This window comes from Polaromonas eurypsychrophila (assembly GCF_014641715.1).
GTDB classification, from domain to species: domain Bacteria; phylum Pseudomonadota; class Gammaproteobacteria; order Burkholderiales; family Burkholderiaceae_C; genus Polaromonas; species Polaromonas eurypsychrophila.
Map to the genome: position 1 here is coordinate 460,014 of NZ_BMIG01000002.1, position 20,306 is coordinate 480,319.

The 20,306-nt window shown below is 63.9% G+C and carries 21 protein-coding genes; 15 read left to right on the forward strand and 6 right to left on the reverse strand.

Going from position 1 to position 20,306, the window contains the following annotated elements:
• Positions 1-2: 2 nt before the first annotated feature.
• From IEX16_RS04615 to IEX16_RS04645, 7 genes are all read left to right on the forward strand, one after another.
• Positions 3-701, forward strand: a complete 699-nt coding sequence (locus IEX16_RS04615; RefSeq protein WP_229676169.1) for an SPOR domain-containing protein — start codon at positions 3-5, stop codon at positions 699-701.
• Positions 702-764: 63 nt separating this feature from the next.
• On the forward strand, positions 765-1,415 hold the full coding sequence (locus IEX16_RS04620) for a thiol:disulfide interchange protein DsbA/DsbL (protein WP_188707047.1): 651 nt from the start codon (positions 765-767) through the stop codon (positions 1,413-1,415).
• Between the two features lie 278 nt (positions 1,416-1,693).
• Complete coding sequence (gene lptA / locus IEX16_RS04625) at positions 1,694-2,311, forward strand: lipopolysaccharide transport periplasmic protein LptA (protein WP_188707049.1); 618 nt, start codon at positions 1,694-1,696, stop codon at positions 2,309-2,311.
• 10 nt (positions 2,312-2,321) lie between these two features.
• Positions 2,322-3,089: an LPS export ABC transporter ATP-binding protein gene (lptB, locus tag IEX16_RS04630; RefSeq protein ID WP_188707051.1), complete on the forward strand. Its 768-nt coding sequence runs from the start codon at positions 2,322-2,324 to the stop codon at positions 3,087-3,089.
• Between the two features lie 127 nt (positions 3,090-3,216).
• Positions 3,217-4,752, forward strand: coding sequence for an RNA polymerase factor sigma-54 (locus IEX16_RS04635; protein WP_188707053.1), 1,536 nt, complete (start codon positions 3,217-3,219; stop codon positions 4,750-4,752).
• Positions 4,749-6,125, forward strand: a complete 1,377-nt coding sequence (locus IEX16_RS04640) for a THUMP domain-containing class I SAM-dependent RNA methyltransferase (protein WP_188707055.1) — start codon at positions 4,749-4,751, stop codon at positions 6,123-6,125. Before IEX16_RS04635 ends, IEX16_RS04640 begins: the two co-directional genes overlap by 4 nt.
• A gap of 10 nt (positions 6,126-6,135) precedes the next feature.
• On the forward strand, positions 6,136-6,576 hold the full coding sequence (locus tag IEX16_RS04645; RefSeq protein WP_188707058.1) for a putative toxin-antitoxin system toxin component, PIN family: 441 nt from the start codon (positions 6,136-6,138) through the stop codon (positions 6,574-6,576).
• A 2-nt stretch (positions 6,577-6,578) separates the two neighbouring features.
• On the opposite strand, the gene IEX16_RS04650 is transcribed toward IEX16_RS04645, so the two are convergent.
• A complete protein-coding gene (locus IEX16_RS04650) occupies positions 6,579-8,246 on the reverse strand; it encodes an FMN-binding glutamate synthase family protein (RefSeq protein ID WP_188707060.1) in 1,668 nt (555 codons plus the stop codon).
• 156 nt (positions 8,247-8,402) lie between these two features.
• Between IEX16_RS04650 and IEX16_RS04655 the strand changes: the two genes are divergently transcribed.
• Together IEX16_RS04655 and IEX16_RS04660 are read left to right on the forward strand one after the other, a co-directional pair.
• Complete coding sequence (locus IEX16_RS04655) at positions 8,403-9,242, forward strand: UPF0149 family protein (RefSeq protein ID WP_188707193.1); 840 nt, start codon at positions 8,403-8,405, stop codon at positions 9,240-9,242.
• A gap of 40 nt (positions 9,243-9,282) precedes the next feature.
• Positions 9,283-9,998 (forward strand): IS6 family transposase gene (locus tag IEX16_RS04660; RefSeq protein WP_188707062.1). Its coding sequence is split into 2 segments (ribosomal slippage): positions 9,283-9,622 and positions 9,622-9,998, totalling 717 coding nucleotides; the frame shifts between segments, so codons are not numbered across the junction.
• A 105-nt stretch (positions 9,999-10,103) separates the two neighbouring features.
• On the opposite strand, the gene IEX16_RS04665 is transcribed toward IEX16_RS04660, so the two are convergent.
• Positions 10,104-10,895, reverse strand: coding sequence for an IclR family transcriptional regulator (locus tag IEX16_RS04665; protein ID WP_188707064.1), 792 nt, complete (start codon positions 10,893-10,895; stop codon positions 10,104-10,106).
• Between the two features lie 217 nt (positions 10,896-11,112).
• On the opposite strand from IEX16_RS04665, the gene IEX16_RS04670 reads away from it, so the two are divergent.
• The 6 genes from IEX16_RS04670 (at position 11,113) to IEX16_RS04695 (ending at position 16,898) form a co-directional block, all read left to right on the forward strand.
• The gene (locus tag IEX16_RS04670; RefSeq protein ID WP_188707065.1) at positions 11,113-12,324 is read left to right on the forward strand and encodes a CaiB/BaiF CoA transferase family protein; all 1,212 of its coding nucleotides are present in this window, start codon (positions 11,113-11,115) and stop codon (positions 12,322-12,324) included.
• Between the two features lie 62 nt (positions 12,325-12,386).
• Positions 12,387-13,550 (forward strand): acyl-CoA dehydrogenase family protein, encoded by a 1,164-nt coding sequence (locus IEX16_RS04675; protein ID WP_188707068.1) that lies wholly within the window; start codon positions 12,387-12,389, stop codon positions 13,548-13,550.
• Positions 13,551-13,560: 10 nt separating this feature from the next.
• Positions 13,561-14,337, forward strand: coding sequence for an enoyl-CoA hydratase/isomerase family protein (locus IEX16_RS04680; RefSeq protein WP_188707070.1), 777 nt, complete (start codon positions 13,561-13,563; stop codon positions 14,335-14,337).
• Between the two features lie 18 nt (positions 14,338-14,355).
• Positions 14,356-15,477 carry a thiolase family protein gene (locus tag IEX16_RS04685; protein ID WP_188707072.1) on the forward strand — a complete coding sequence of 374 codons (1,122 nt, stop codon included), beginning with the start codon at positions 14,356-14,358 and terminating at the stop codon, positions 15,475-15,477.
• A 1-nt stretch (position 15,478) separates the two neighbouring features.
• Positions 15,479-15,874 (forward strand): Zn-ribbon domain-containing OB-fold protein, encoded by a 396-nt coding sequence (locus IEX16_RS04690; RefSeq protein ID WP_229676170.1) that lies wholly within the window; start codon positions 15,479-15,481, stop codon positions 15,872-15,874.
• A gap of 37 nt (positions 15,875-15,911) precedes the next feature.
• Complete coding sequence (locus IEX16_RS04695) at positions 15,912-16,898, forward strand: tripartite tricarboxylate transporter substrate binding protein (protein ID WP_188707074.1); 987 nt, start codon at positions 15,912-15,914, stop codon at positions 16,896-16,898.
• 279 nt (positions 16,899-17,177) lie between these two features.
• Here IEX16_RS04695 and IEX16_RS04700 read toward each other — a convergent pair whose 3' ends face one another.
• The 4 genes from IEX16_RS04700 to IEX16_RS04715 form a co-directional block, all read right to left on the reverse strand.
• A complete protein-coding gene (locus tag IEX16_RS04700) occupies positions 17,178-18,149 on the reverse strand; it encodes an esterase/lipase family protein (protein WP_188707076.1) in 972 nt (323 codons plus the stop codon).
• Between the two features lie 83 nt (positions 18,150-18,232).
• On the reverse strand, positions 18,233-18,853 hold the full coding sequence (locus IEX16_RS04705) for a DUF2238 domain-containing protein (RefSeq protein ID WP_188707078.1): 621 nt from the start codon (positions 18,851-18,853) through the stop codon (positions 18,233-18,235).
• Positions 18,850-19,773 carry an alpha/beta fold hydrolase gene (locus IEX16_RS04710; protein WP_188707080.1) on the reverse strand — a complete coding sequence of 308 codons (924 nt, stop codon included), beginning with the start codon at positions 19,771-19,773 and terminating at the stop codon, positions 18,850-18,852. Before IEX16_RS04710 ends, IEX16_RS04705 begins: the two co-directional genes overlap by 4 nt.
• A 17-nt stretch (positions 19,774-19,790) precedes the next feature.
• Complete coding sequence (locus IEX16_RS04715; RefSeq protein ID WP_188707082.1) at positions 19,791-20,279, reverse strand: nuclear transport factor 2 family protein; 489 nt, start codon at positions 20,277-20,279, stop codon at positions 19,791-19,793.
• Positions 20,280-20,306 lie beyond the last annotated feature (27 nt).

Here is a 20,306-nt window from a genome sequence, read left to right on the forward strand (position 1 = left end):
GAATGATCACCACCATGGCGCGCAAGCTCTCTCCTACGCTAAACCGGCAAGGCAAAACCCCACAACGTGGCGGCACCCTGCTGGGCCTGATCATCGGTGCGCTGATCGGCCTGGGCGCAGCGCTGGCCGTGGCGGTCTATATCACCAAAGTGCCGGTGCCCTTCATGAACAAGGGCCAGTCTCGCAGCCCCGACCATGACGCCGCCGAAGCCAAAAAGAACCAGAACTGGAACCCGAATGCGCCGCTGTACGGCAAGAACCCGGCCAAGCCGGCCGCCGCCTCCGGGGCGGTAACCGATGTGACGCCCCAAGCTGCCTCGCCGGCTGCGGCACAAAAACCGGTGCCTGACCCGACGCTCGCCAAGCCCGCCAAACCGGCGGTCGACCCGATTGGTGATCTGGCCAAGGCAAAAATGACGGCACCTGCGGCCGCGCCGACGCCAGCCGCCGCGCCGGGGGCCGACCCGTTCAGCTACTTTGTGCAAGTCGGCGCTTTCCGCACACCCGAAGACGCCGAGCAGCAGCGCGCCAAGATTTCGCTGATGGGCCTGGAAGCCAGGGTCACCGAGCGTGAGCAATCGGGCCGCACCGTGTTTCGTGTGCGCCTCGGACCTTTCGACAAGAAGGAAGAAGCCGACAAGGCCAAGGAACGGCTGGACGGCAGTGGCGTCGAAACTGCCCTGGTGCGTGTCCAGCGCTGAACTTTCTGCCGGCAGGGTGTCCAACCTTCTCGTACCCCGCCAGTCCTAACGGAGAAATGATTGATGCAACGACGTGAATTTTCGATAGCCACCGCTTCAATGGCAGCCGCCTCGCTGGGCGCCCTGAGCACCACGGCCCTGGCGCAGGCGCAGGCACCGCGCGCGGGAACCGACTTCCTGGTCCTCGACAAACCGGCCCCGGTCGAAGCCCCGGCCGGCAAGATCGAAGTGGTGGAATTTTTCTGGTACAGCTGCCCGCACTGCAACCGCTTCGAGCCGGCGCTGGAAGAGTGGATCAACAAGGCCCCCAAAGACGTGGTGGTGCGGCGCGTGCCGGTGTCCTTCCGCCCGGATTTCGAGCCGCAGCAACGCCTGTATTACGTGCTGGAAGCCATGAACAAGGTTGAAGAGCTTCACAAAAAGGTGTTTCTCGCCATTCATGGCGAAAAACAGCTGCTTAACACCGCCGAGCTGATAGCGGCCTGGGCTGAGAAGCAGGGCCTCAACAAGGTGAAATTCCTGGAAATGTACAACTCGTTTGGCATCGCCACCAAGGCCCGCAAGGCCACCCAACTACAGGATGCCTACAAGGTGGACGGGGTGCCGGCGCTGGGCGTGGGCGGGCGTTTTTACACCTCGGGCGAGCTGGCCAAAAATATGGACCGGGCGCTGCAGGTCACCGACTACCTGGTTGTTCAGGCTAGAAAAGGTTAGCCCCCACGCTCGCTCATTGCGTTTAGCCCTCGTACCTTGCAGGCGTCCGCCCCAGGGGGGCGCGGCGCCTGCGGACTGGCAGAGTCAGATCCGCGGCCCTGGCTGGCCTGGATCGCGGTCCAACTTCTCGCAATCTGTTCGTTCTGAGCTTGTCGGAGCATGTCCCTGGGGATCAGACTTGCCGACTTGCCGGCGGTTTTTTGTTTCTTGCGGCATTTGGCAGAGCTGCGTGGCTACAATGAGTCAACTAAAACAAAGCAGCAAGATTCGTGCCTTTTATGAACTACCCCGCTTGTGTACTGATGCTGGCCGCTGCCCTGGCGGTCTTTCCGGCCGCCGCTGAAAAAGGCGACCGCGACAAACCCATGAATGCCGAGGCCGACGCGCTGCGGTATGACGACCTCAAGCAGACCAGCGTTTTCACCGGCAATGTGGTGATCACGAAGGGCACCATCATCATCCGTGGCGCGCGTGTAGACGTGATGCAGGATGCCGAGGGTTACCAGACCGCCTATGTGTATGCCGCTCCTGACAAACTGGCGTTTTACCGCAAGAAACGCGACGCGGTGGACGAATACATCGAAGGCGAGGGTGAAAAAATAGAATACGACAGTCGCGCCGATACCGTCAAGTTCATCAAGCAGGCCGTGCTGCGCCGTTATGTGGGCGCCACGCTAGCCGACGAAACCACCGGCAACCTGATTGTTTACGACAACCCGACCGATGTGTTCACGGTCGACAGCAGCGGCCTGAACCGCACCGCCAACAATCCCTCCGGCCGCATCCGCGCGCTGCTTGCGCCGCGCAACAAGACCGGCGCTGCGGTCACCCCGCCGCCATCCGGCCCGACGCCCACCCTGCGCCCCAGCACCGCGCTGGGCGACGACAAAAAGTAAACCCGCCTCAATGAATGTGCCCCCGGAAACCGCTCCCGTCAGCCGCCTTGTTGCCAGCGGCCTGCAAAAATCCTACGGCAGCCGCAAGGTCGTCAAGGATGTCTCGCTAACGGTTCAAAAAGGTGAGGTTGTGGGCTTGCTTGGCCCCAACGGCGCCGGCAAGACGACCTCGTTTTACATGATCGTTGGGCTGGTGCGTGCCGACGCCGGCGAGATCACCATCGACGGCGAGTCTATCGAGCACATGCCCATCCACAAGCGCTCGCGCCTGGGGCTGAGCTACCTGCCGCAGGAAGCCTCGATTTTCCGCAAGCTCACGGTTGAACAGAATGTGCGCGCCGTGCTGGAACTGCAGACCGACGAGGCCGGCAAACCATTGGCCGCAGATGTGCTCAATGGACGCCTCGACACCCTGCTGCAGGACCTGCGCGTGGACCACTTGCGCGACTCGCCGGCGCCGGCGCTGTCGGGTGGTGAGCGCCGCCGCGTCGAGATCGCGCGCGCACTGGCGACGCAGCCGCGCTTCATCCTGCTCGACGAACCGTTTGCCGGCATCGACCCGATCGCAGTGATCGAGATCCAGCGCATCATCGGTTTCCTGAAGTCGCGCGGCATCGGCGTGTTGATCACCGACCACAACGTGCGCGAAACCCTCGGCATCTGCGACCACGCCTTCATCATCAGCGACGGCCAGGTGCTGGCCACTGGCACACCGTCCGAAATCGTCAACAACGCCGATGTGCGCCGGGTGTACCTCGGTGAGCACTTCAAGATGTGATGGCCCCCCCCTGTTGCGGACTCACTTCGTGTAGCCGCCTCTCCCCCCGAGGGGACGGCGCCTGCGGACTGGCAAAGCCAGATCCGCGGCCCCCGCTGAAAAAATCCGGGTCCCGTCTGGAAGCCTTATGAAGCAAGGCCTCTCCCTTCGCGTTTCGCAGCATCTGGCGCTGACGCCGCAGTTGCAGCAGTCGATCCGCCTGCTGCAACTGTCGACGCTGGAGCTGAGCCAGGAGGTCGAGCAGATGCTCGACGAAAACCCGTTTCTGGAAGTCTCCGAAGATGCCGCGCCGCGTGAGGACTTCGGGCTGGGCCAGACCGACACGCCAGTCAGCCAGGAGACGCGTGAATTCGAGTCCGCCACCGATGTGCCCAGCAGCATCCCGGACGACAGCGGCCCTACCAGCACCAGTGATGCCGAACCCAGCAGCGAAGCCAAACTCGAGGAAAGCTGGGAAGGCGACGGCAGCGTGGAAACCGCGCCCGACGACAACGAATGGGGCGGCGACGCCACGCCGCGCAAGAACAACAACGACGACAGCGATGTCGATGCCACCGAGCTGGCGCGCAGCCAGGAGTCGCTGCAGGACCATCTGCATCGCCAGGCCCTCTCGCTGCGCCTGTCGCCTGAAGGCAAGGCGGCGCTGCATTTCCTGATCGAATCGCTCAACGACGACGGTTACCTTGAAGACAGCCTGGCGTTTCTGGCCGCCGGTCTGACCGGCGACGATTTGGGGCAGCTCGAGGCGGTGGAGCATGAGTTCGCCGTGGCGCTCAAGTTGCTGCATCACATGGAGCCGGCCGGCGTGGGTGCGCGCAACCTCGCCGAGTGCCTGGGTTTGCAGTTGCTTGATTGCAAGAACACTGACGAGACCCGCGCCGCTATTGCGATGTGTCGGCAACCGATGGAGTTGCTGGCCAAGCGCGACCTCAAACGGCTGTCGCAGCTCTGCGGTTTTCCAGACGTGGTGATCAAGGGTGCGATTGCGCTGATCGGTCGGCTCGACCCGAAACCGGGTCGGCGTTTTGTGAATGTCGAGCGCAACCTGGTGGTGCCGGACGTGCTGGTGATCAAGTCCGGACGCGGCTTCAAGGTTTCGCTCAACAGCGACGTGATGCCGCGCCTGCGTGTGCACGACATCTATGCCAACGCGCTCAAGCAGAACAAGGGCCAGGGCGGCGCGGCCTTGCAGCAGCGACTGCAGGAGGCGCGCTGGTTCATCAAGAACATCCAGCAGCGCTTTGACACCATCCTGCGTGTCAGCAGCGCGATTGTCGAGCGGCAGAAAAATTTCTTCACGCACGGCGAGCTGGCGATGCGCCCGCTGGTGCTGCGTGAAATCGCCGATGAACTCGGCCTGCACGAATCAACGATATCGCGCGTGACCACTGCCAAATACATGAGCACACCTTTCGGCACCTTCGAACTCAAGTATTTCTTCGGCTCCGCGCTCGGCACCGAAACCGGCGGCAATGCGTCGAGCACCGCGGTGCGCGCGCTGATCAAGCAGTTTGTTGCGTCCGAGAGCCTGAAAAAACCGCTCAGCGACAACCAGATCTCCGAAATGCTCAAGGAGCAGGGCATCGAGTGCGCGCGCCGCACCGTTGCCAAATACCGCGAAGCCTTGCGCATCGCGCCGGCCAACCTCAGAAAATCCTTATGAACCAGCTCCAATTGTTTTTACCCTGCGCCGCCGGCGTCGAGGAGCTGCTGGCCGCCGAGGTCAAACACATCACTGGCAGCAGCGGCAAGGCCTGGCGTGCCGGTGTGCAGGTGGCCGGTTCCTGGCGCGATGCGCTGCAACTGAACCTGCACAGCCGGCTGGCCCAGCGCGTGCTGATCGAGCTGCAGCACAACAGCTACCGCAGCGAGCAGGACCTGTACAACGCGGCTGCTGCTGTGGCCTGGGAGATCTGGTTCACACCGAAACAGACCTTCAAGGTCGAGATCACCGCGCAGCACAGCCCGCTGACCAGCCTGAACTTCGCCGCGCTGAAAATCAAGGACGCGATCGCCGACCGCTTCCGCGACAAATACGATGTGCGCCCTGACGTGGACACGCGCTGGCCCGACGTGCGCATCTACGCCCACCTGACGACCGATACGGTGACGCTGTACATCGACACCTCGGGTGAGCCGCTGTTCAAGCGCGGCTGGCGCGAGGACAAGGGCGACGCGCCGCTCAAGGAAACCCTGGCCGCTGCGATGCTGGCCGCCAGCGGCTGGAGTGGCGAAAACGGTTTGTGCAAGCAGGGCGTGCCGCTGTACGACCCTTGCTGCGGCTCGGGCACCATCGTCATCGAAGCGGCGCAGGTGGCGCGCAACATCGCCGCTGGCATGGGCCGGCGTTTTGCGTTCGAGAAATTTGTGCCCTTCCAGCCGCATGTCTGGGAAGGTTTGCTGGACCAGGCCGAAGCGGCCATTACCGCGCCCAGCGCGCAGGTGTTCGGCAGCGACGTGTCCTTCCGCATGGTCGATTTTGCGCAGCGCAATGCCGAACGCGCGGGCGTGGCCGACGTGGTGCAGTTGCGCGGCGGCGACGCGCTGCAGCGCATGCCCCCCGCGCCCTCGGGCGTGATGTTGGTCAATCCGCCGTATGGCGAGCGTATCGATGTGGCCGGTGTTGCCGGCATTGCCTCGGTGCAAGGGCGCGACCAGCGTCGCGCCACGCAGTTTCAGGGTGAGGTCATCGACGAGTTCGGCCAGCCGCTTGCGCGAGACCCCGGTGATGACCGCGATGAATCCGGCGCTGCGCCGCGGCGAGACCGTGGCGCCAACCCCAGTCGTGAGCAGGCGGTGAGCGACAGCGGCGAGCAGGTCGCTGACTTCTTCCCGCAACTGGCCAGCCACTGGAAGAAAAACTACGCGGGCTGGACCGCCCATGTGCTGACACCGGACATGAAGCTGCCGCAGAAGATGCGTCTGAAGGAATCGCGCCGCGTGCCGATGTGGAACGGTCCGATCGAATGCCGTCTCTTCCGCTTCGACATGGTGGCTGGCTCGGCGCGCGAGAAAAAGCCCGCCGCCGCGTCCTGAGCCGCGCACCATGGAGACACAGCCGCAGGCCGGCGACCGGGTGGTGCTGGACACCAACATCGTGCTGGACCTTTTTGTGTTCAGTGATGCGTCCGCGCTACCGCTCAAACAGGCGCTGAAGGCTGGCACCATCGACTGGATCAGCACCCAGGCCATGCGTGACGAACTCGAACGTGTGCTGGCCTATCCGCAAATTGTTCCGCGGCTGGCGCTTTACCAACTGCAGGCCGGCGATGTGTTGGCCGCCTTCGACCGCCATGTTCGCATCGTGGAGACCGCGGCCAGGGCGTCCGTGACCTGCAGCGATGCCGACGACCAGATCTTCATCGACCTCGCGGTGGCGCACCAGGCCTGGCTGCTGAGCAAGGACCAGGCCGTGCTTTCCATGCAAAAACGGCTTCTAGCCCTTGGCGTGCGAGCGCAGACAGCTATCAAAAGCGTAGCAAATTGAGTTCAGGCGGCAGCCGGCGCCAGTTCGCCGGTGCTCGACACCTTGTCGTCCGGCTTGCTGACCGCGAAGCTGTGGGCGTTCGCCAGCGGCCAGTAGAGTTTGAAGACCTGGTGCTGGCTCTCCAGGTCGGTCAGCAGCGAGCCTTCCTTCACCCGCATCACTAGGTTTGACAGCAGCCGCACTTCGGTGTCGTTGATGCGGCGCACGATGTGGTGCGCGGTGACATCGTCGGTGTGATGCAGTCCGGCAGCCTCCAGCAGTTCCTTGAGCGCCTTCAGCGTGCTCTGGTGGTAGCGCCAGACGCGGTCGGCCTTGTCGGGCACGACCAGCGCCTGCTGGCGTACCGGGTCCTGCGTGGTCACGCCGGTCGGGCAGTTGCCGGTGTGGCAGGTCTGCGCCTGGATGCAGCCCAGCGCAAACATGAAAGCGCGGCCCGAGTTGCACCAGTCCGCACCCAGCGCCATCATGCGTGTGATGTCGAAGGCGCTGATGACCTTGCCAGCGCAACCGATGCTGACCCTGTCCCTCAGCCCCACACCCAGCAGCGTGTTGTGCACCAGCAGCAGGCCTTCTTGCACCGGCGCGCCCACGTGGTCGGTGAACTCGAGGGGCGCCGCACCGGTGCCGCCTTCGGCGCCGTCGACCACGATGAAGTCCGGCGTGATGCCGGTTTCCAGCATGGCCTTGACCATGGCAAACCATTCCCAGGGGTGGCCGATGCACAACTTGAATCCGGTCGGCTTGCCGCCCGACAGGTCGCGCAGCCGCGCGATGAAATACATCATCTCGACCGGCGTCGAAAACGCGCTGTGGGACGACGGCGACACGCAGTCCCTGCCGATGGGCACACCGCGCGCAGCGGCGATCTCGGCCGTGACCTTGGCACCCGGCAAAATGCCGCCGTGGCCGGGCTTGGCGCCCTGGCTCAGTTTGAGTTCGATCAGCTTGACCTGCGGGTCGGCAGCGCTGGCCGCAAATTTGTCAGCGTTAAAGCTGCCGTCGTCATGGCGGCAGCCGAAGTAGCCGGAGCCTATCTCCCAGATCAAATCGCCGCCAAACACGCGGTGGTGCTGCGAGATCGAGCCTTCGCCCGTGTCGTGGGCAAAGCCGCCTTTGTGCGCGCCGCCGTTGAGCGCCAGGATGGCATTGGCCGACAGCGCGCCGAAACTCATGGCCGAGATGTTGAAGATGCTGGCCTGGTAGGGCTGGGCGCAGTTCGGGCCGATGGTGATGCGAAAGTCGTGCGAGGCAATGTGGCTGGGCTGCACCGAGTGGTTAATCCATTCGTAGCCGTGTTTGCTGACATCGAGCTGCGTGCCGAAGGGCCGGTTGTCCATCTCGCCCTTGGCGCGCTGGTAAACCAACGAGCGCTGCGCGCGCGAAAACGGCACGGCCTCCGAATCGCTTTCAATAAAGTACTGGCGCATCTCGGGGCGGATGAACTCCAGCAGAAAGCGCAGGTGGCCGATTACCGGGTAGTTGCGAAGAATGGAGCTTTGGGTCTGGCGCACATCGTGGATGCCCAGGCCCAGCAGCAGCGCGCACAGCATCAGCACCATCCAGCCGCTGCCGCCCGACGCCAAGCTCACCAGTGCAACCAGCAGACCCAACAGGCACAGCCCCATGACGGCGTAACGGACGGGGAATAGGGTGTTGAGTCTATGCAGCATGCGATGGCTTTCCGATAAGCGGGTGGCGGGTGCGTGCTGCGCCGGCCGGCAGATACACTTCAGGAAGCGCTGAACAAGTCCTTGCGCCATCGGCGGCTTGGTCAGCGCTTCCCCTGATCATAAGAGCCCCGCATGACGCTCAAAAAACCGATTTCCATGACGAATACACCCCCCACCGATCCGTCCCTTCCCACCATCTCCTCCGCGCCCGCTGACGGCTGGATGGAAATGGAAGATTTCGACGCGCTCGACGACATCCTTGACGGGCTGCGCACGCGTCACGACGAGACGCCGCAGTGGGAGTTCTGCGAAGGCTTCATGGCCGCCGTGATCTGCTCGCGCCGGCCCATCCCGGCCGATGAATATCTGTCGGTGCTGCTGGCGATTCCTGCCGAGGGCGAAACGCCTGACGAGGAAAGCGGTTCCTTTGCCAGCCCGGCCCAACGTGAAACTTTCCTCGCGCTGTGGGACCGGCGCTGGAACGAGGTCGCCACGGCGCTTGATGCGCGCGTCGATACGCTGGAAGACGACGACTGTTACCACCCCGAGGTGATGGACGTGCGCAGCGCGGTGGCCGACATGCCGCCGGCCGAGGGGGCGGCATTCAAGGGCGAGGACCTGCCGGCCTTTGCCCAGGTCTGGGCGCTGGGTTTCATGTTTGCCGTCGAGAGCTGGCCCGACGAATGGGCCGCACCGCGCGACAAGGACGCCGCCCAGTGGCTCGACGATGCGCTGCAGGCCGTGGTCGCCATGACCGAAGACGACACCGGCAAGCCCGAAGTCTCACCGCTCAGTGAAGACGGCGCCCCCAGCACCAGCATCGCCCGCCTCAATGCCTTCGGCGATGCGATCTGGGCGGTTTATGACCTGCGTGAACTCTGGAAAACCATGGGGCCGAAGGTGGAGACGCTGCGCAAGGAGGCGGAGCCAGGCCGCAATGATTTATGTCCGTGTGGCAGCGGGAAGAAGTACAAGAAGTGTCATGGGGTGGGGTGAGGCGGTTGTGTCGCAATAAGCATAAACGACAATCCGGGCCATGCTTGATTTCCGCAAAAGTTTGATCGACAGCACCTTGCGCAAGGTCCTGAAACGGCTTCACTATCCCCTGGAAGTGATGCTGGTCTGCGTGCGATGGTATGTGGCCTACCCCCTGAGCCTTCGCCACATCGAGGAGATGATGCAGGAGCGCGGTGTTTTCGTGGATCACGCCACCGTGCATCGCTGGGCGATCAGGATGCTGCCGGTTCTGGCTGCCGTGTTCCGCCGACGCAAACGACCAGTTGGCCTGAGCTGGCGCATGGACGAGACCTATATCAAGGTGGCAGGCCAATGGAAGTTCCTGTACCGCGCCGTTGATCGCGAAGGCGACACAGTCACTTCCTCCTCACTGCCAGGCGGGATCTGGCTGCAGCACGGCACTTTCTGGAGAGGGCCATCAACCTGCACGATTTGCCAGAGAAGATCACCATCGACAAGAGCGGCGCCAACACGGCCGCCATAGAAAGCGTCAAGGCCGACGCTTGCGTTGATATCCTGATGCGCCGGAACAAATACCTCAACAACATCGTCGAGCAGGACCACCGGGCCATCAAGCAGATCACCCGACCGATGCTGGGCTTCAAGTCATTTTGGAGCGCACGAATCATCGTCGCCGGAATCGAAACCATGCACATGATCCGCAAAGGGCAGATGGACTGCCCCGGTGGCCAAACCATGTCCGCGGCACAGCAGTTCTACAGCCTGGCTGTTTGATCAACAGGCCGACCGCGCAACTCTTTTCGGCTCAACTCCACTATTGCGACAGAACCACTTTTTTGCAGCACTGAGCCAGGCAAGGGCCGGGGCTGCGGTGCTCGCCTACACCCCGCCGCTGGTCTCCGCAATCTGGGCGGCGGCATTCATCAGCGCAGGCGCCATTTCGGTAATCTTGTCCGCAGGCATCCGCTCGGACGGGCCGCTGATGCCGATGGCCGCGATGGAGACACCCTCGCGGTTGTGGATGGCGGCGGCTACGGAATTGACGTTGATGCGCCAGCCACTGATGCTGACCGCGTAGCCCACCGTGCGGATGTTTGCGAGTTCCTGCAGCAGTGTGTCCAGACGGATGTTTGCGGCTTCGGGGTGTGCTGCGATGATCCTGCGGGCAATGGACTCCGCATCCTGCCGGAAAGCCAGCAAGCATTTCCCGGAGGCGGTGAAGATGGCCGGCACCCGCGCCCCTGGTGACGCCGTGGGCCGCAGCGGAAAGGGCGACAGGATGTTGTCTAGGTACAGGATGTCGTCGCCGACCAAAATGGACAGGTTCACGCTTTCGTAGAAGCGCTGGTTCAGGTTGCGCATGAAGGGCTGGGCACAGCGCTTGATCACGCTGCGGCCGACCACCTTCATGCCCAGCTCCCAGGTTTTCAGGCTCAGTTCATAGCGGCTGGTCACCGGGTCTTGGCGCACATAGCCCAGGGCCTTGAGGGTGGTCAGGATGCGGTGGACATTGCTCTTTTGCCAGTTGAAGTGCTGGGCAATGGCTGAGACCCCCGCTGGCTGCTCGTGGGCTGCGAGGAACTCGATCAATGCAAAGCCCTTGACGATCGTTCCGTCCAGCCTGGGTTTTTTTTCTGGGGGCAGGTTTTCCGGCAAAGGGTCAACGGTCAATGTGTTTCTCCAGGTCAAAAAAAGGGGGGGGGGCGCGCGTCGGTCGGGCCCTGACCAGCTGACTGCGTCGTTGCCGCGCGCCATTTTGACGTATCCGGCCACGGTATTCCAGGAATCTGCAAATGCGGGTAAACCCTGTCGTAACTCCATGATTCAAGGCGAATAATGAACAATGTTCTGAATATTAGAACGCGTTTTTTGGAAAATGAACTACCAAATGGAATGCACGTCCAATCTCGCACCGCCGCCACTGGCAGACGTTGTGGTCCTGGATCTCACGCAGGTCTACAACGGGCCCTATGCCACTTTTCTGATGGCCCAGGCCGGAGCCACCGTTATCAAAGTCGAGTCGCCCGAAGGTGAGCACCTGCGCAAGCGGCAAAAGGCCGTTGGTGTGGCCGAGCCGTTCGGCGTGTTGAACGCCAACAAGAAGAACGTGGTGGTGGACCTGCAGACCGAATCCGGCCGGCAGGCGCTTCTGCGGATGGCGACCGAGGCCGATGTGATCGTCTACAACTACGCGCCGGGCGTGATGGAACGCTTGGGACTGGGGGCGGACGTGCTGCGCCAGGCCAATCCCACCCTGATCATCGCGTCCAGCACGGGCTATGGCAGCACCGGGCCGTACCGGGACTACCCGGCGATGGACCTGACAGTGCAGGCAATGTCCGGGGTCATGAGCGTGACCGGTTCGCCCGATACGCCGCCGCTAAAGGCCGGGCCGGCCGTCTGCGATTTTTTTGCCGGTGTCCACCTGTACGGTGCCATTGCCACGGCCCTGTATGAGCGCGCTATGACAGGCCGAGCTGGCATGGTGGAGGTGTCCATGTTTAGTTCGGTCTTTCCGAGCCTGCTGTCCAGCCTGGGCCTGCACAAGAAAGGCGACACGGGCTGCAAGCGCACAGGCAACCGCCACGGCGGGCTGACGATGTCGCCCTACAACGTCTATGAAACCGCGGACGGCGCGATCGCTATCCTGTCGGTGAGCGAGGCGCACTGGAAGACGATCGCCGGCCTTCTGGGCAAGCTGGAGTGGCTCGACGATCCACGCTTCAGCGCGAAGGTGGAGCGCATCCAGAACATGGATGCGCTCGACGCCGCCATCAACTCCGTCACCCGCACTTGGGCCAAGGCTGCGCTGTTCGAGGTACTTGTATCTGCGCGCGTGCCCTGTGCTCCGGTGCGCGAACTCGACGAAGTGGTCAACGACCCCCACCTGCACCAGACCGGCATGCTCAAGTGGGTGCAGCACCCCTTGTACGGCGAGATGCTGGCCCATGGCAGCCCGCTCAACTTCTTGAGCCACCAGACGCCGGACTACGTGCCCAGCGGCGCCCTGGGGCAGGACACCGAGTCGGTGATGAAGGGTTTCTACAAGCTCTCCGACGCCGAATACCAGGAACTCGCCTCCGGCGGCGCCTTTGGCTGAGTCGGGTCCGCCGTCCATTCCATTTTTGAAACCCTGCACTTATCCCTACCAGAGGTCCCTCCATGTTTGATCACGATGCCGGATTGCCAGAAGAACTTATCCAGATCCGCGACACCACCCGCCGCTTCATGCGCAAGGAAGTGAAGGCCGCCGAAGACCAGGTGCCTCACGATGCCTTCGAGCTGCCGGAACACCTGCTCAAGCCATTGCAGGAAAAAGCCAAGGCCATGGGCCTGTGGGCCGTGCGCTCGCCCATCGAATACGGCGGGGGCGGCATGAGCCTGCTGGCCACGGCGGTCATCGCCGAGGAAACGGCCCGCTGCCGCATGGGTGCCTACATCCCGGCCTGCGGCGCCACGGGATCGAACCCGCCCGCGCCCATGCTGCTGGGCACGCGCGAGCAGATCGAGCGCTTTGCCGTGCCCGCCATCCGCGATGGCAAGAAGGCGTTTGTAGCTATCAGCGAGGCCTCGGGCGGGTCCGACCCGGCACGCTCCATCCGCACCCGCGCCGTGTTCAATGGCGACCGCTACGTGCTCAACGGTGCCAAGATGTGGATCACGGGGGCTGCCAGCGCGAGCTGGGGCCTGGTGTTCGCCCGCACCGGCGAACAGGGCCAGCGCGGCGGCATTACCTGCTTCATCGTAGATGGCAAGCCCAAGGGCATGACCTGCCGGGAGATTCCGGTCATCCGGTCCTGGTCGCCCTACGAGGTGGTTTTCGAGGATGTGGAGATTCCCGTGGAGCAGCGCCTGGGCGAGGAGGGGCAGGGCTTCGCCTTGTGCGAGAAGTGGCTGGTCGAAGGCCGAGTGCCCTATGCCGCCGGCACGATCGGGATCGCGCAGGCGGCCCTCCAGATCGCCATTGACTGGGCGCGCGAGCGCGAGGTGTTCCGCTCCAAGCTCGCGGAGAAGCAGGCTATCCAGTGGATGGTCGCCGACAGCGAGATGGAGCTGCGCGCAGCTCGCTTGCTAATCTTTGAAGCGGCCCGCCGCGGCGATGCCGGCCTGAACTTCAAGACCGAGGCCTCTATCGCCAAGGTGGTGGCCACCGAGACCGCCGGCCGCGTGGTGGACCGTTGTATTCAGATCCTCGGCGGCATGGGTGTATCTAAAGAAATGCCGCTGGAGCGCTGGTACCGCGAGATGCGCATCAAGCGCATCGGCGAAGGTCCTTCGGAGGTGCACCGCATGGTGCTGGCCCGCGAAATGTTCAACGCTGTCTGAAGGAAAACGTATGTCCATCGACCTGCATGTGGATGACGCTGGTGTGGCGCTCATCACCATCAACCGCCCGGAAGCCCGCAACGCCTTTGATGCCGAGCACTACCAGCAGATCTCGCGCGCTTGGGAGCGGGTGCGCGACGATCCGGCCATCCGCGTGGCCGTCATCACCGGCGCGGGTGACAAATCCTTCAGCGCTGGCGCCGACCTCAAGACATTCGTCGGGCGCAAGGCCGAGATGTCCGAGTTCTGGCTCACGCAGAAGGACCAATTGCTCAACCGCGGCCTGGAGGTCTGGAAGCCAGTGATTGCCGCCGTCAATGGCTACTGCATCGGCGGGGGCATGACATTGCTGTTGGCCACCGACATCCGCGTGGCTGTGCCACACGCGACCTTCTCACTGGCCGAAGTCAAGCGCGGCATCATCGCCGGCAACGGCGGCACCCAGCGCTGCATCGCGCAACTGCCTTATGCGATTGCGATGGAGGCGCTGCTCACGGGCGACACCATCGACGCGGCCACGGCCGAGCGCTGGGGGCTCATCAACAAGGTGGTGCCGCCGGAGCAGCTGCTTGAAGAAGCTATGAAATACGCCCACCGCATTGCCGCCAATGCCCCGCTGGCGGTACAGGCCGCCAAGGAGCTGGCCGTCAAGGCGCCCGAGATGGGCCTGGCTGCCGGCCTGCGCATGGAGCAGTTCACCAACAAGCTGCTTTCGTCCACCAACGACGCCCGCGAGGGCGCGCTGGCCTTCCGGGAGAAGCGCCCCGCGCGCTTCACCGCTAGCTGAGCCGCAAGGAGATCCGACATGCGCGGGAAATACGTCATCGCCGGCATCGGCAACACCCCCTTCGGCAAGCTGGGGCTGGACACCGTAACGCTGAACACGCTGGCCTGCCAGGCGGCACTGCAGGACGCAGGCGTCGAGAAAGGCGCCGTGGACGCCCTGTTCGTCAAGGGGCCCACGTCTTCGAAAGAGCTGCTGTATGGCCAGAAAGTGTCCGAGGCCTTGGGGCTCCAGCCGCGCTGGGGCGGCGCCTGGGACCAGGGCGGTGCGGCCAACATCACGCTGATCGATATGGCCATGATGGCCATCGAAACCGGTCAGTGCGAGGTCGCATTGGTTACTTTTGCCGACAATCCGCGCAGCGGCTCGCGCCAGGCCTACGCCCGGCCGCGCGGCAATGACGCGGCCTACGGCTGGTTTTCCACCGCCGCCGGCTACGGCATGATCCACCAGGCCCATGTAGCCGAGTACGGCACGCCGCCCGAGGCCTTTGCCGCGTTCGCGCTGGCGGCGCGCAGCCACGGCGCGCGCAATCCACATGCGCAGCTGCAGAAGGCGATCTCGCTGGACGACTACCTGGCCTCGCCCTGGGTGGTCGAGCCTTTGCGCCGTGACGATTGCTGCCTAGTTTCGGACGGCGCGGCCGCCGTTGTGGTGATGAGCGCGCGCCGCGCGCAGGCCCTGGGCGTGCGCCAGTCGGTGCCGATCCTGGGCATCGGCGGCGGCCAGACTTCGTATGACGTGCACCTGCGCGACGTGCTCACGTCCACGCAAGCCGTGCAGTCCGGACGCATCGCCTTCGAGATGGCCGGTATCCGGCCGCAGGACATCGACGTGGCGCAGATCTATGACTGCTTCACTGTCACCGCCCTCATGACGCTGGAAGATTACGGTCTGTGTCCCAAGGGCGGTGCGCATGACTTTGTTCGCGACGGGCAGATAGAACATGGCGGGCGCCTGCCGGTCAACACCTCTGGCGGCCTGCTGTCGGAAACCGGCATGCCGGGCATGCAGTTGATCCTGGAGGGTGTACGACAGGCCCGCGGCACCGCTCGCCTGCAGGTGCCAAAGGTGCGCCACAGCCTGGTCAGCAACCAGGGCGGAACGATGCACACCCATTCCACACTCATTCTGGGAGGCTGACATGGCCGATGCATTCATGGTCGAGATCGACGACATCAACGGTCCGTACTGGCTCGGCCTGCGCGAAGGCGTCCTGAAGTACCAGGCCTGCGACTGCGGCCACGGATGGCTGCCGCCCCGCAAGCTCTGCCCATCCTGCCTGGGGTCGAGCTGGCGCTGGGAGATGGCCAGCGGCGAAGGCGCGATCCGCAGCTGGGTGGTCTACCACACCGCTTACCACCCGGACTTCAAGGACCGGCTGCCCTACAACGTGGCCATCGTCCGCCTGGCCGAGGGGCCGCAGCTGATCGCCAATATCGTCGCGCCCAACGACGCACTCCGGGTTGGCGCGGGTGTGCGCCTGCAACCCGACATGACCCGTGCGCAGCCGATCGCGCTGTTCGCACTGCACCCTTAACTCACTGACCTTCAACCCATCACTCACAGGAGATAACATGACCTTTCCGAACCGCATCCGCGTACGCGCCCTGGCCAGCGCAGCCCTTCTGGGCCTTGTGTCCCTGCCCGGCGCTGCATGGGCCCAAGAGATCTTTCCCAGCAAGACCGTCAAATTCATTGTGCCGTACCCGCCCGGCGCGTCCACGGACAGCCTGGCCCGGGCCTTCGCGCAGGAGTTGGCGAAGGAGCTCAAGGGCAACGTCATCGTCGAGAACAAACCTGGCGGCGGGACCACCATTGGGGCGCTAGCCGTCAAGACCTTGCCAGCCGATGGCCATGCGTTGCTGTTCCAAGTCGACGGTCTCTACAACGGCAAGCTTGCCGCCCCCAGCGTCGGGTATGAATATAGCGACTTCGAGATCCTTTCCGCGCTGGCCCAGACGCCCTATGCCCTGGTCGTGCCTGCCAGTCTCAATATCCAGCGTCTGGAGGACCTCAAGGCCCACGCCGCGAAGAAGAATGGCGAGATCGACTTCGGTGTGCTCGGCATGGGCGCGAACCAGTATTCCATCCTGGGGCGTAGTCTCAGCAAGCACCTTGGCGTGACCCCGCGCATGATCCCATACAAGGGCGGCGTGGAAGGTGTTACTGCGGTGATGGCCGGCGAGATTGACGCCTACTTCGCTACCGTGGGGCTGGCCCATGCCCAGAAGGACAACCCCAAGCTCAAGTTTCTGGCGCTGACCTCAGACGCCGGCAAGAACAAGTTTTTCCCGAGTCTCAAGTCGTTTGCCGAACTGGGCGTCAAGGACATGGTGTTCAAGAGCCTGTATGGCGTGGCCATCCGGTCCAACACGCCGGCCGGCATCAAGGCCCGGCTGGAACAGGCCGTGCGCAAGGTCGCTGACTCCGAGGAGATGAAGAAGGTTCGCGCCCAGATTTCCCTGGAGGACTATCCCGGCTCCGTTGAAAGCTACCGCGCCGAGGTACAGCGCAACCTGCAGATGTACCAGGCCGCGCAGGAGCAGGAGCCCCGCCGCTGATTAACGCAGCGCCAGCCCACGACGGTGCTTGCGCTCATGTGTGCCTTAAGACTTGCGTCACATGCATACACCGGCGACTGCGATTGGATCTGGACACCGGGATCTCCTGCGACTGGCTTGCACGGACAGCGCCACTACAGCCGCAGCTGCCTCCCTGCCGGGGACATTCCGGCTGAGAGGCTTGGGTTGAAAGCCTTTTCAGTCGTAAGCCCAATAACCACGGGCGCAAGCAGCTATTAATTCAGTAGCGAATGGACTGCCGCCCTGATGGGGCACTGATCATTCCTGGTAGACCCGTGAGAGCAGCAGGCTGAAGGCCGGCAGGCGCGCTGGCGCGGTGGCGCGGAGCACGCCCTGCTCCTGCAGGATGGCGATCAGTTTTTTCGGTGCAACGCGTTTGTCGCCGACGATCTCGACATGGCCGGCGTTGACTTCGACCCGTTTGGTGCGCGCATCGCTCTCTATCAGGGTCTGACGCTGCTCGTCCAGCGAGAAAATGACGTCGCTCTCGACGCAGCGCCCGCCTTCCTCGCGCCGGCAGCTGCCGCGCTCGTCGGTGTCTATCTTCAGGTAGCGGCTGACCTGCGGCGCCAGGGAACCGGGCTCGCGGATGAAGCGCGAGGAAAAAGTGATGTCGGCCCACTTGGGGCCGGTCGCGATATAGCAGCTCAGGGGCACCAGGCCCAAGGAGAGCGGGTAGAGCCAGCTCTTGCCGCAGGTCTGGGCCGCGGCGATGCCGGAAAACGGGCCGGAGATGGTCACCAGACGCAAATCGACGGGACGGCCGGGCAGCGGCGTGAGGGAAGAAGACGCGGTCATCGCCTTGCGCGCGATCAGCGCGCCCTGGCTGTGGCCGATCACCGTGATCTGCGGCACCCGGGATTGCGCGGCGAGCTGCTGGACGGCCTGCTTCAGTTCATCGGCGCCCTGCGTGAGCTTGGCGCGGTCATCGTAGGTAAAACAGGCCGACTGCTGGCCATGAAAGGCCAGCACCTGGGCCAGGCCGCGAAACTGGCCGGAGGAGCCGAAGCAGCCATGCACGAGCACATGGACAGGCTGGCTGGAATCAATGCGCAGGCTGCGGTCCGGACTGTCGGTGCAGGGGCCGAGGCCGGGAATGTTGAGCGTGAGGTCCGGTGGCGGAAGGCGGCCCGGCTCGAGATCGGCCGGGTTCATCGCCTCGCGCGAAGCGCAGCCACCCAGCAGGGTAAGGAGGGCAAGGAGGGCAAGAAGGGTGGCGGTGTGATTCATGTCGGCTCCTGGGTGGGGTGGCTGCCTTGTTTGTGTCCAAAGGTGCGCATCGGAAAGCCGCTGTTCACGGGCGGCGGCGGTGCTCATCCAGCGGACCTGGTCTGGTTCGCGATTTGCCGGTCATGCCAGCGCACCAGCGAGGTTACGCCCAGCGTGGCGCCTATCAGCGCCAGAAACATGTCCGACTGCGTGTCCCAGGGGTCGCCCTGGGTGCCGAGGAATTCATCGGCGCCCTGGCCCAGCGCCAGCGCGGCCCACCACTCGATCAGCTCGTAGACGGCGCTGATGGCCATGGCCACGCAGACCGATAAAAAGCCTGCCATGCGCCGGCTGCTCAGGTAGCCGAGGCGTAGCAAAATTTCGCGCGCCACCATGGCCGGCACCAGACCCTGCATGAAGTGGCCGATCTTGTCGTAGGGGTTGCGGCCCAGTTGCCATAAATCCTGCAACCAGAAACCCAGGGGCACACGGGCATAGGTGTAGGCGCCGCCAAGGATCAGCACCAGCATGTGCAGCGCGATCAACACGTAGAGCAGCGTGCTCAGCGGAAAGCGCCGCTGTGTGGCAATCAGCAACGGGGCCACCAGGACGGCGGGCGCCACTTCCAGCACCCAGGTCGCGCGGTCGTAGGGCGCAATGCCGGACGCCACCAGCGCGGCCAGCACCACGGCGCCCAGCACCAGCAGGAGTGCGTCGCGCGTCATGCGCCAGTCTCACCAAAAAACTGCGCCAGCGCATGCGCGGTTTCCAGCGGCAGTTCCTCGGGAATGAAATGCCCGGCCGGCAGCAACTGGCCGCTGACGACGCCGGCGCACTGCGCCTGCCACAGCACCAGCGGCTCGAACAGTTTGTGCACCACGCCGCGTTCGCCCCACAGCACGTGAGCGTCGCAGTGGATTTTTTCGCCCTCGGCCCGGCTCTCGCGGTCGTGCACCAGGTCGATGCCGGCGCTGGCGCGGTAGTCCTCGCAAGCCGCGTGGATGGCCTCGGGTGTGCAGAAGCAGCGTTCGTATTCCAGCAGCGCCTCGGCCTCGATGTAGCTGAGCCCTTTCGCGCCCCAGCCGCCGAGCTTGGCGTGCAGGTAGGGCACGGGGTTGCCGCCTATCATGGTCTCAGGCAAGGGGTTGGGCTGGATCAGGTGAAACCAGTGGTAGTAGGCGGTGGCAAAACGCAGGTCGGTCGCTTCGTACATGTCGAGCGTGGGCGCGATGTCGATCACACACAGCTTGCGTACGCGGCCGGGATGGTCCAGCGCCAGCCGGTGTGCCACGCGGCCGCCGCGGTCGTGGCCGCAGAGGTCGAAGCGGCTCAAGCCCAGTGCGTCCATCACGCCCAGCGCATCGGCGGCCATGTTGCGTTTGCTGTAGTTGCTGTGGTCGGGCAGGCCCGCCACCTTGGACGAGTCGCCATAACCGCGCAAGTCCGGCAGCACCAGAAAAAATTTCGCCTTCAGTGCCTGCACCACGCGGTGCCACATCACATGGCTTTGTGGAAAGCCGTGCAGAAGCAACAGCGCCGGCCCCTCTGGGTTGCCGCCGAAACGCGCAAAGATGGAGGTGCCGTTGACCTCGAAGTCGCGCGCTTCAAAACCTTCAAACCAGTTGTCGGGCAGGGTCGAGGCCATAGCGCGTCCTTGGTGATTTAGGGCCGGGCGGCCAGGTATTTTTTCAGGTTGACCGCAGCGGTAGCGCGCACCTTGCTGCGCAGGAACGGCGTCCAGCCCAGCAGCAGGCCCGGCGTACCCAGCGCCTGGCGCGACCAGGCCCAGAAGTCGAAGCGGTCGCGCTGGGTCTGGATCAGGCCCTGGGCGTCGAAGGTGTAGCGGCTGTCGATGATGTTGTGCACCATGCGGCCGGTGGCGCTGAAGCGGTAGTCGGCCTCCCAGTGCGCCTGGCCGGCGGCGGTATCGGCCTCTATGCCGTTGTACACAAGCTTCCAGACATCGCGCCCTTTGGCTTTGGTGGCGTCGCAGAGCATGTGCCACATGCCGGTGACCTCGCGGTGCCCGCGCAGCGAAAAAGCCTCGTCGTCAAACGTCGCGTCGGCTGCATAACACTGGGCCATGGTGGCCGAGTCCAGCCGCACAAAGGCGCTGTAGAGCTTTTCGAGGGTTTGCTGGTTGACGTGCATAAAACCTTCAGGGCTGGCTTAAAGGGG

What these genes read in the sequence shown, in the direction of transcription:
- IEX16_RS04615 (WP_229676169.1), top strand. Translation starts at nt 3, where the DNA reads ATGATCACCACCATGGCGCGCAAGCTCTCTCCTACGCTAAACCGGCAA.
- IEX16_RS04620 (WP_188707047.1), top strand. Translation starts at nt 765, where the DNA reads ATGCAACGACGTGAATTTTCGATAGCCACCGCTTCAATGGCAGCCGCC.
- lptA (WP_188707049.1), top strand. Translation starts at nt 1,694, where the DNA reads ATGAACTACCCCGCTTGTGTACTGATGCTGGCCGCTGCCCTGGCGGTC.
- lptB (WP_188707051.1), top strand. Translation starts at nt 2,322, where the DNA reads ATGAATGTGCCCCCGGAAACCGCTCCCGTCAGCCGCCTTGTTGCCAGC.
- IEX16_RS04635 (WP_188707053.1), top strand. Translation starts at nt 3,217, where the DNA reads ATGAAGCAAGGCCTCTCCCTTCGCGTTTCGCAGCATCTGGCGCTGACG.
- IEX16_RS04640 (WP_188707055.1), top strand. Translation starts at nt 4,749, where the DNA reads ATGAACCAGCTCCAATTGTTTTTACCCTGCGCCGCCGGCGTCGAGGAG.
- IEX16_RS04645 (WP_188707058.1), top strand. Translation starts at nt 6,136, where the DNA reads ATGGAGACACAGCCGCAGGCCGGCGACCGGGTGGTGCTGGACACCAAC.
- IEX16_RS04650 (WP_188707060.1), bottom strand. Translation starts at nt 8,246, where the DNA reads ATGCTGCATAGACTCAACACCCTATTCCCCGTCCGTTACGCCGTCATG.
- IEX16_RS04655 (WP_188707193.1), top strand. Translation starts at nt 8,403, where the DNA reads ATGACGAATACACCCCCCACCGATCCGTCCCTTCCCACCATCTCCTCC.
- IEX16_RS04670 (WP_188707065.1), top strand. Translation starts at nt 11,113, where the DNA reads ATGGAATGCACGTCCAATCTCGCACCGCCGCCACTGGCAGACGTTGTG.
- IEX16_RS04675 (WP_188707068.1), top strand. Translation starts at nt 12,387, where the DNA reads ATGTTTGATCACGATGCCGGATTGCCAGAAGAACTTATCCAGATCCGC.
- IEX16_RS04680 (WP_188707070.1), top strand. Translation starts at nt 13,561, where the DNA reads ATGTCCATCGACCTGCATGTGGATGACGCTGGTGTGGCGCTCATCACC.
- IEX16_RS04685 (WP_188707072.1), top strand. Translation starts at nt 14,356, where the DNA reads ATGCGCGGGAAATACGTCATCGCCGGCATCGGCAACACCCCCTTCGGC.
- IEX16_RS04690 (WP_229676170.1), top strand. Translation starts at nt 15,479, where the DNA reads ATGGCCGATGCATTCATGGTCGAGATCGACGACATCAACGGTCCGTAC.
- IEX16_RS04695 (WP_188707074.1), top strand. Translation starts at nt 15,912, where the DNA reads ATGACCTTTCCGAACCGCATCCGCGTACGCGCCCTGGCCAGCGCAGCC.
- IEX16_RS04700 (WP_188707076.1), bottom strand. Translation starts at nt 18,149, where the DNA reads ATGAATCACACCGCCACCCTTCTTGCCCTCCTTGCCCTCCTTACCCTG.
- IEX16_RS04705 (WP_188707078.1), bottom strand. Translation starts at nt 18,853, where the DNA reads ATGACGCGCGACGCACTCCTGCTGGTGCTGGGCGCCGTGGTGCTGGCC.
- IEX16_RS04710 (WP_188707080.1), bottom strand. Translation starts at nt 19,773, where the DNA reads ATGGCCTCGACCCTGCCCGACAACTGGTTTGAAGGTTTTGAAGCGCGC.
- IEX16_RS04715 (WP_188707082.1), bottom strand. Translation starts at nt 20,279, where the DNA reads ATGCACGTCAACCAGCAAACCCTCGAAAAGCTCTACAGCGCCTTTGTG.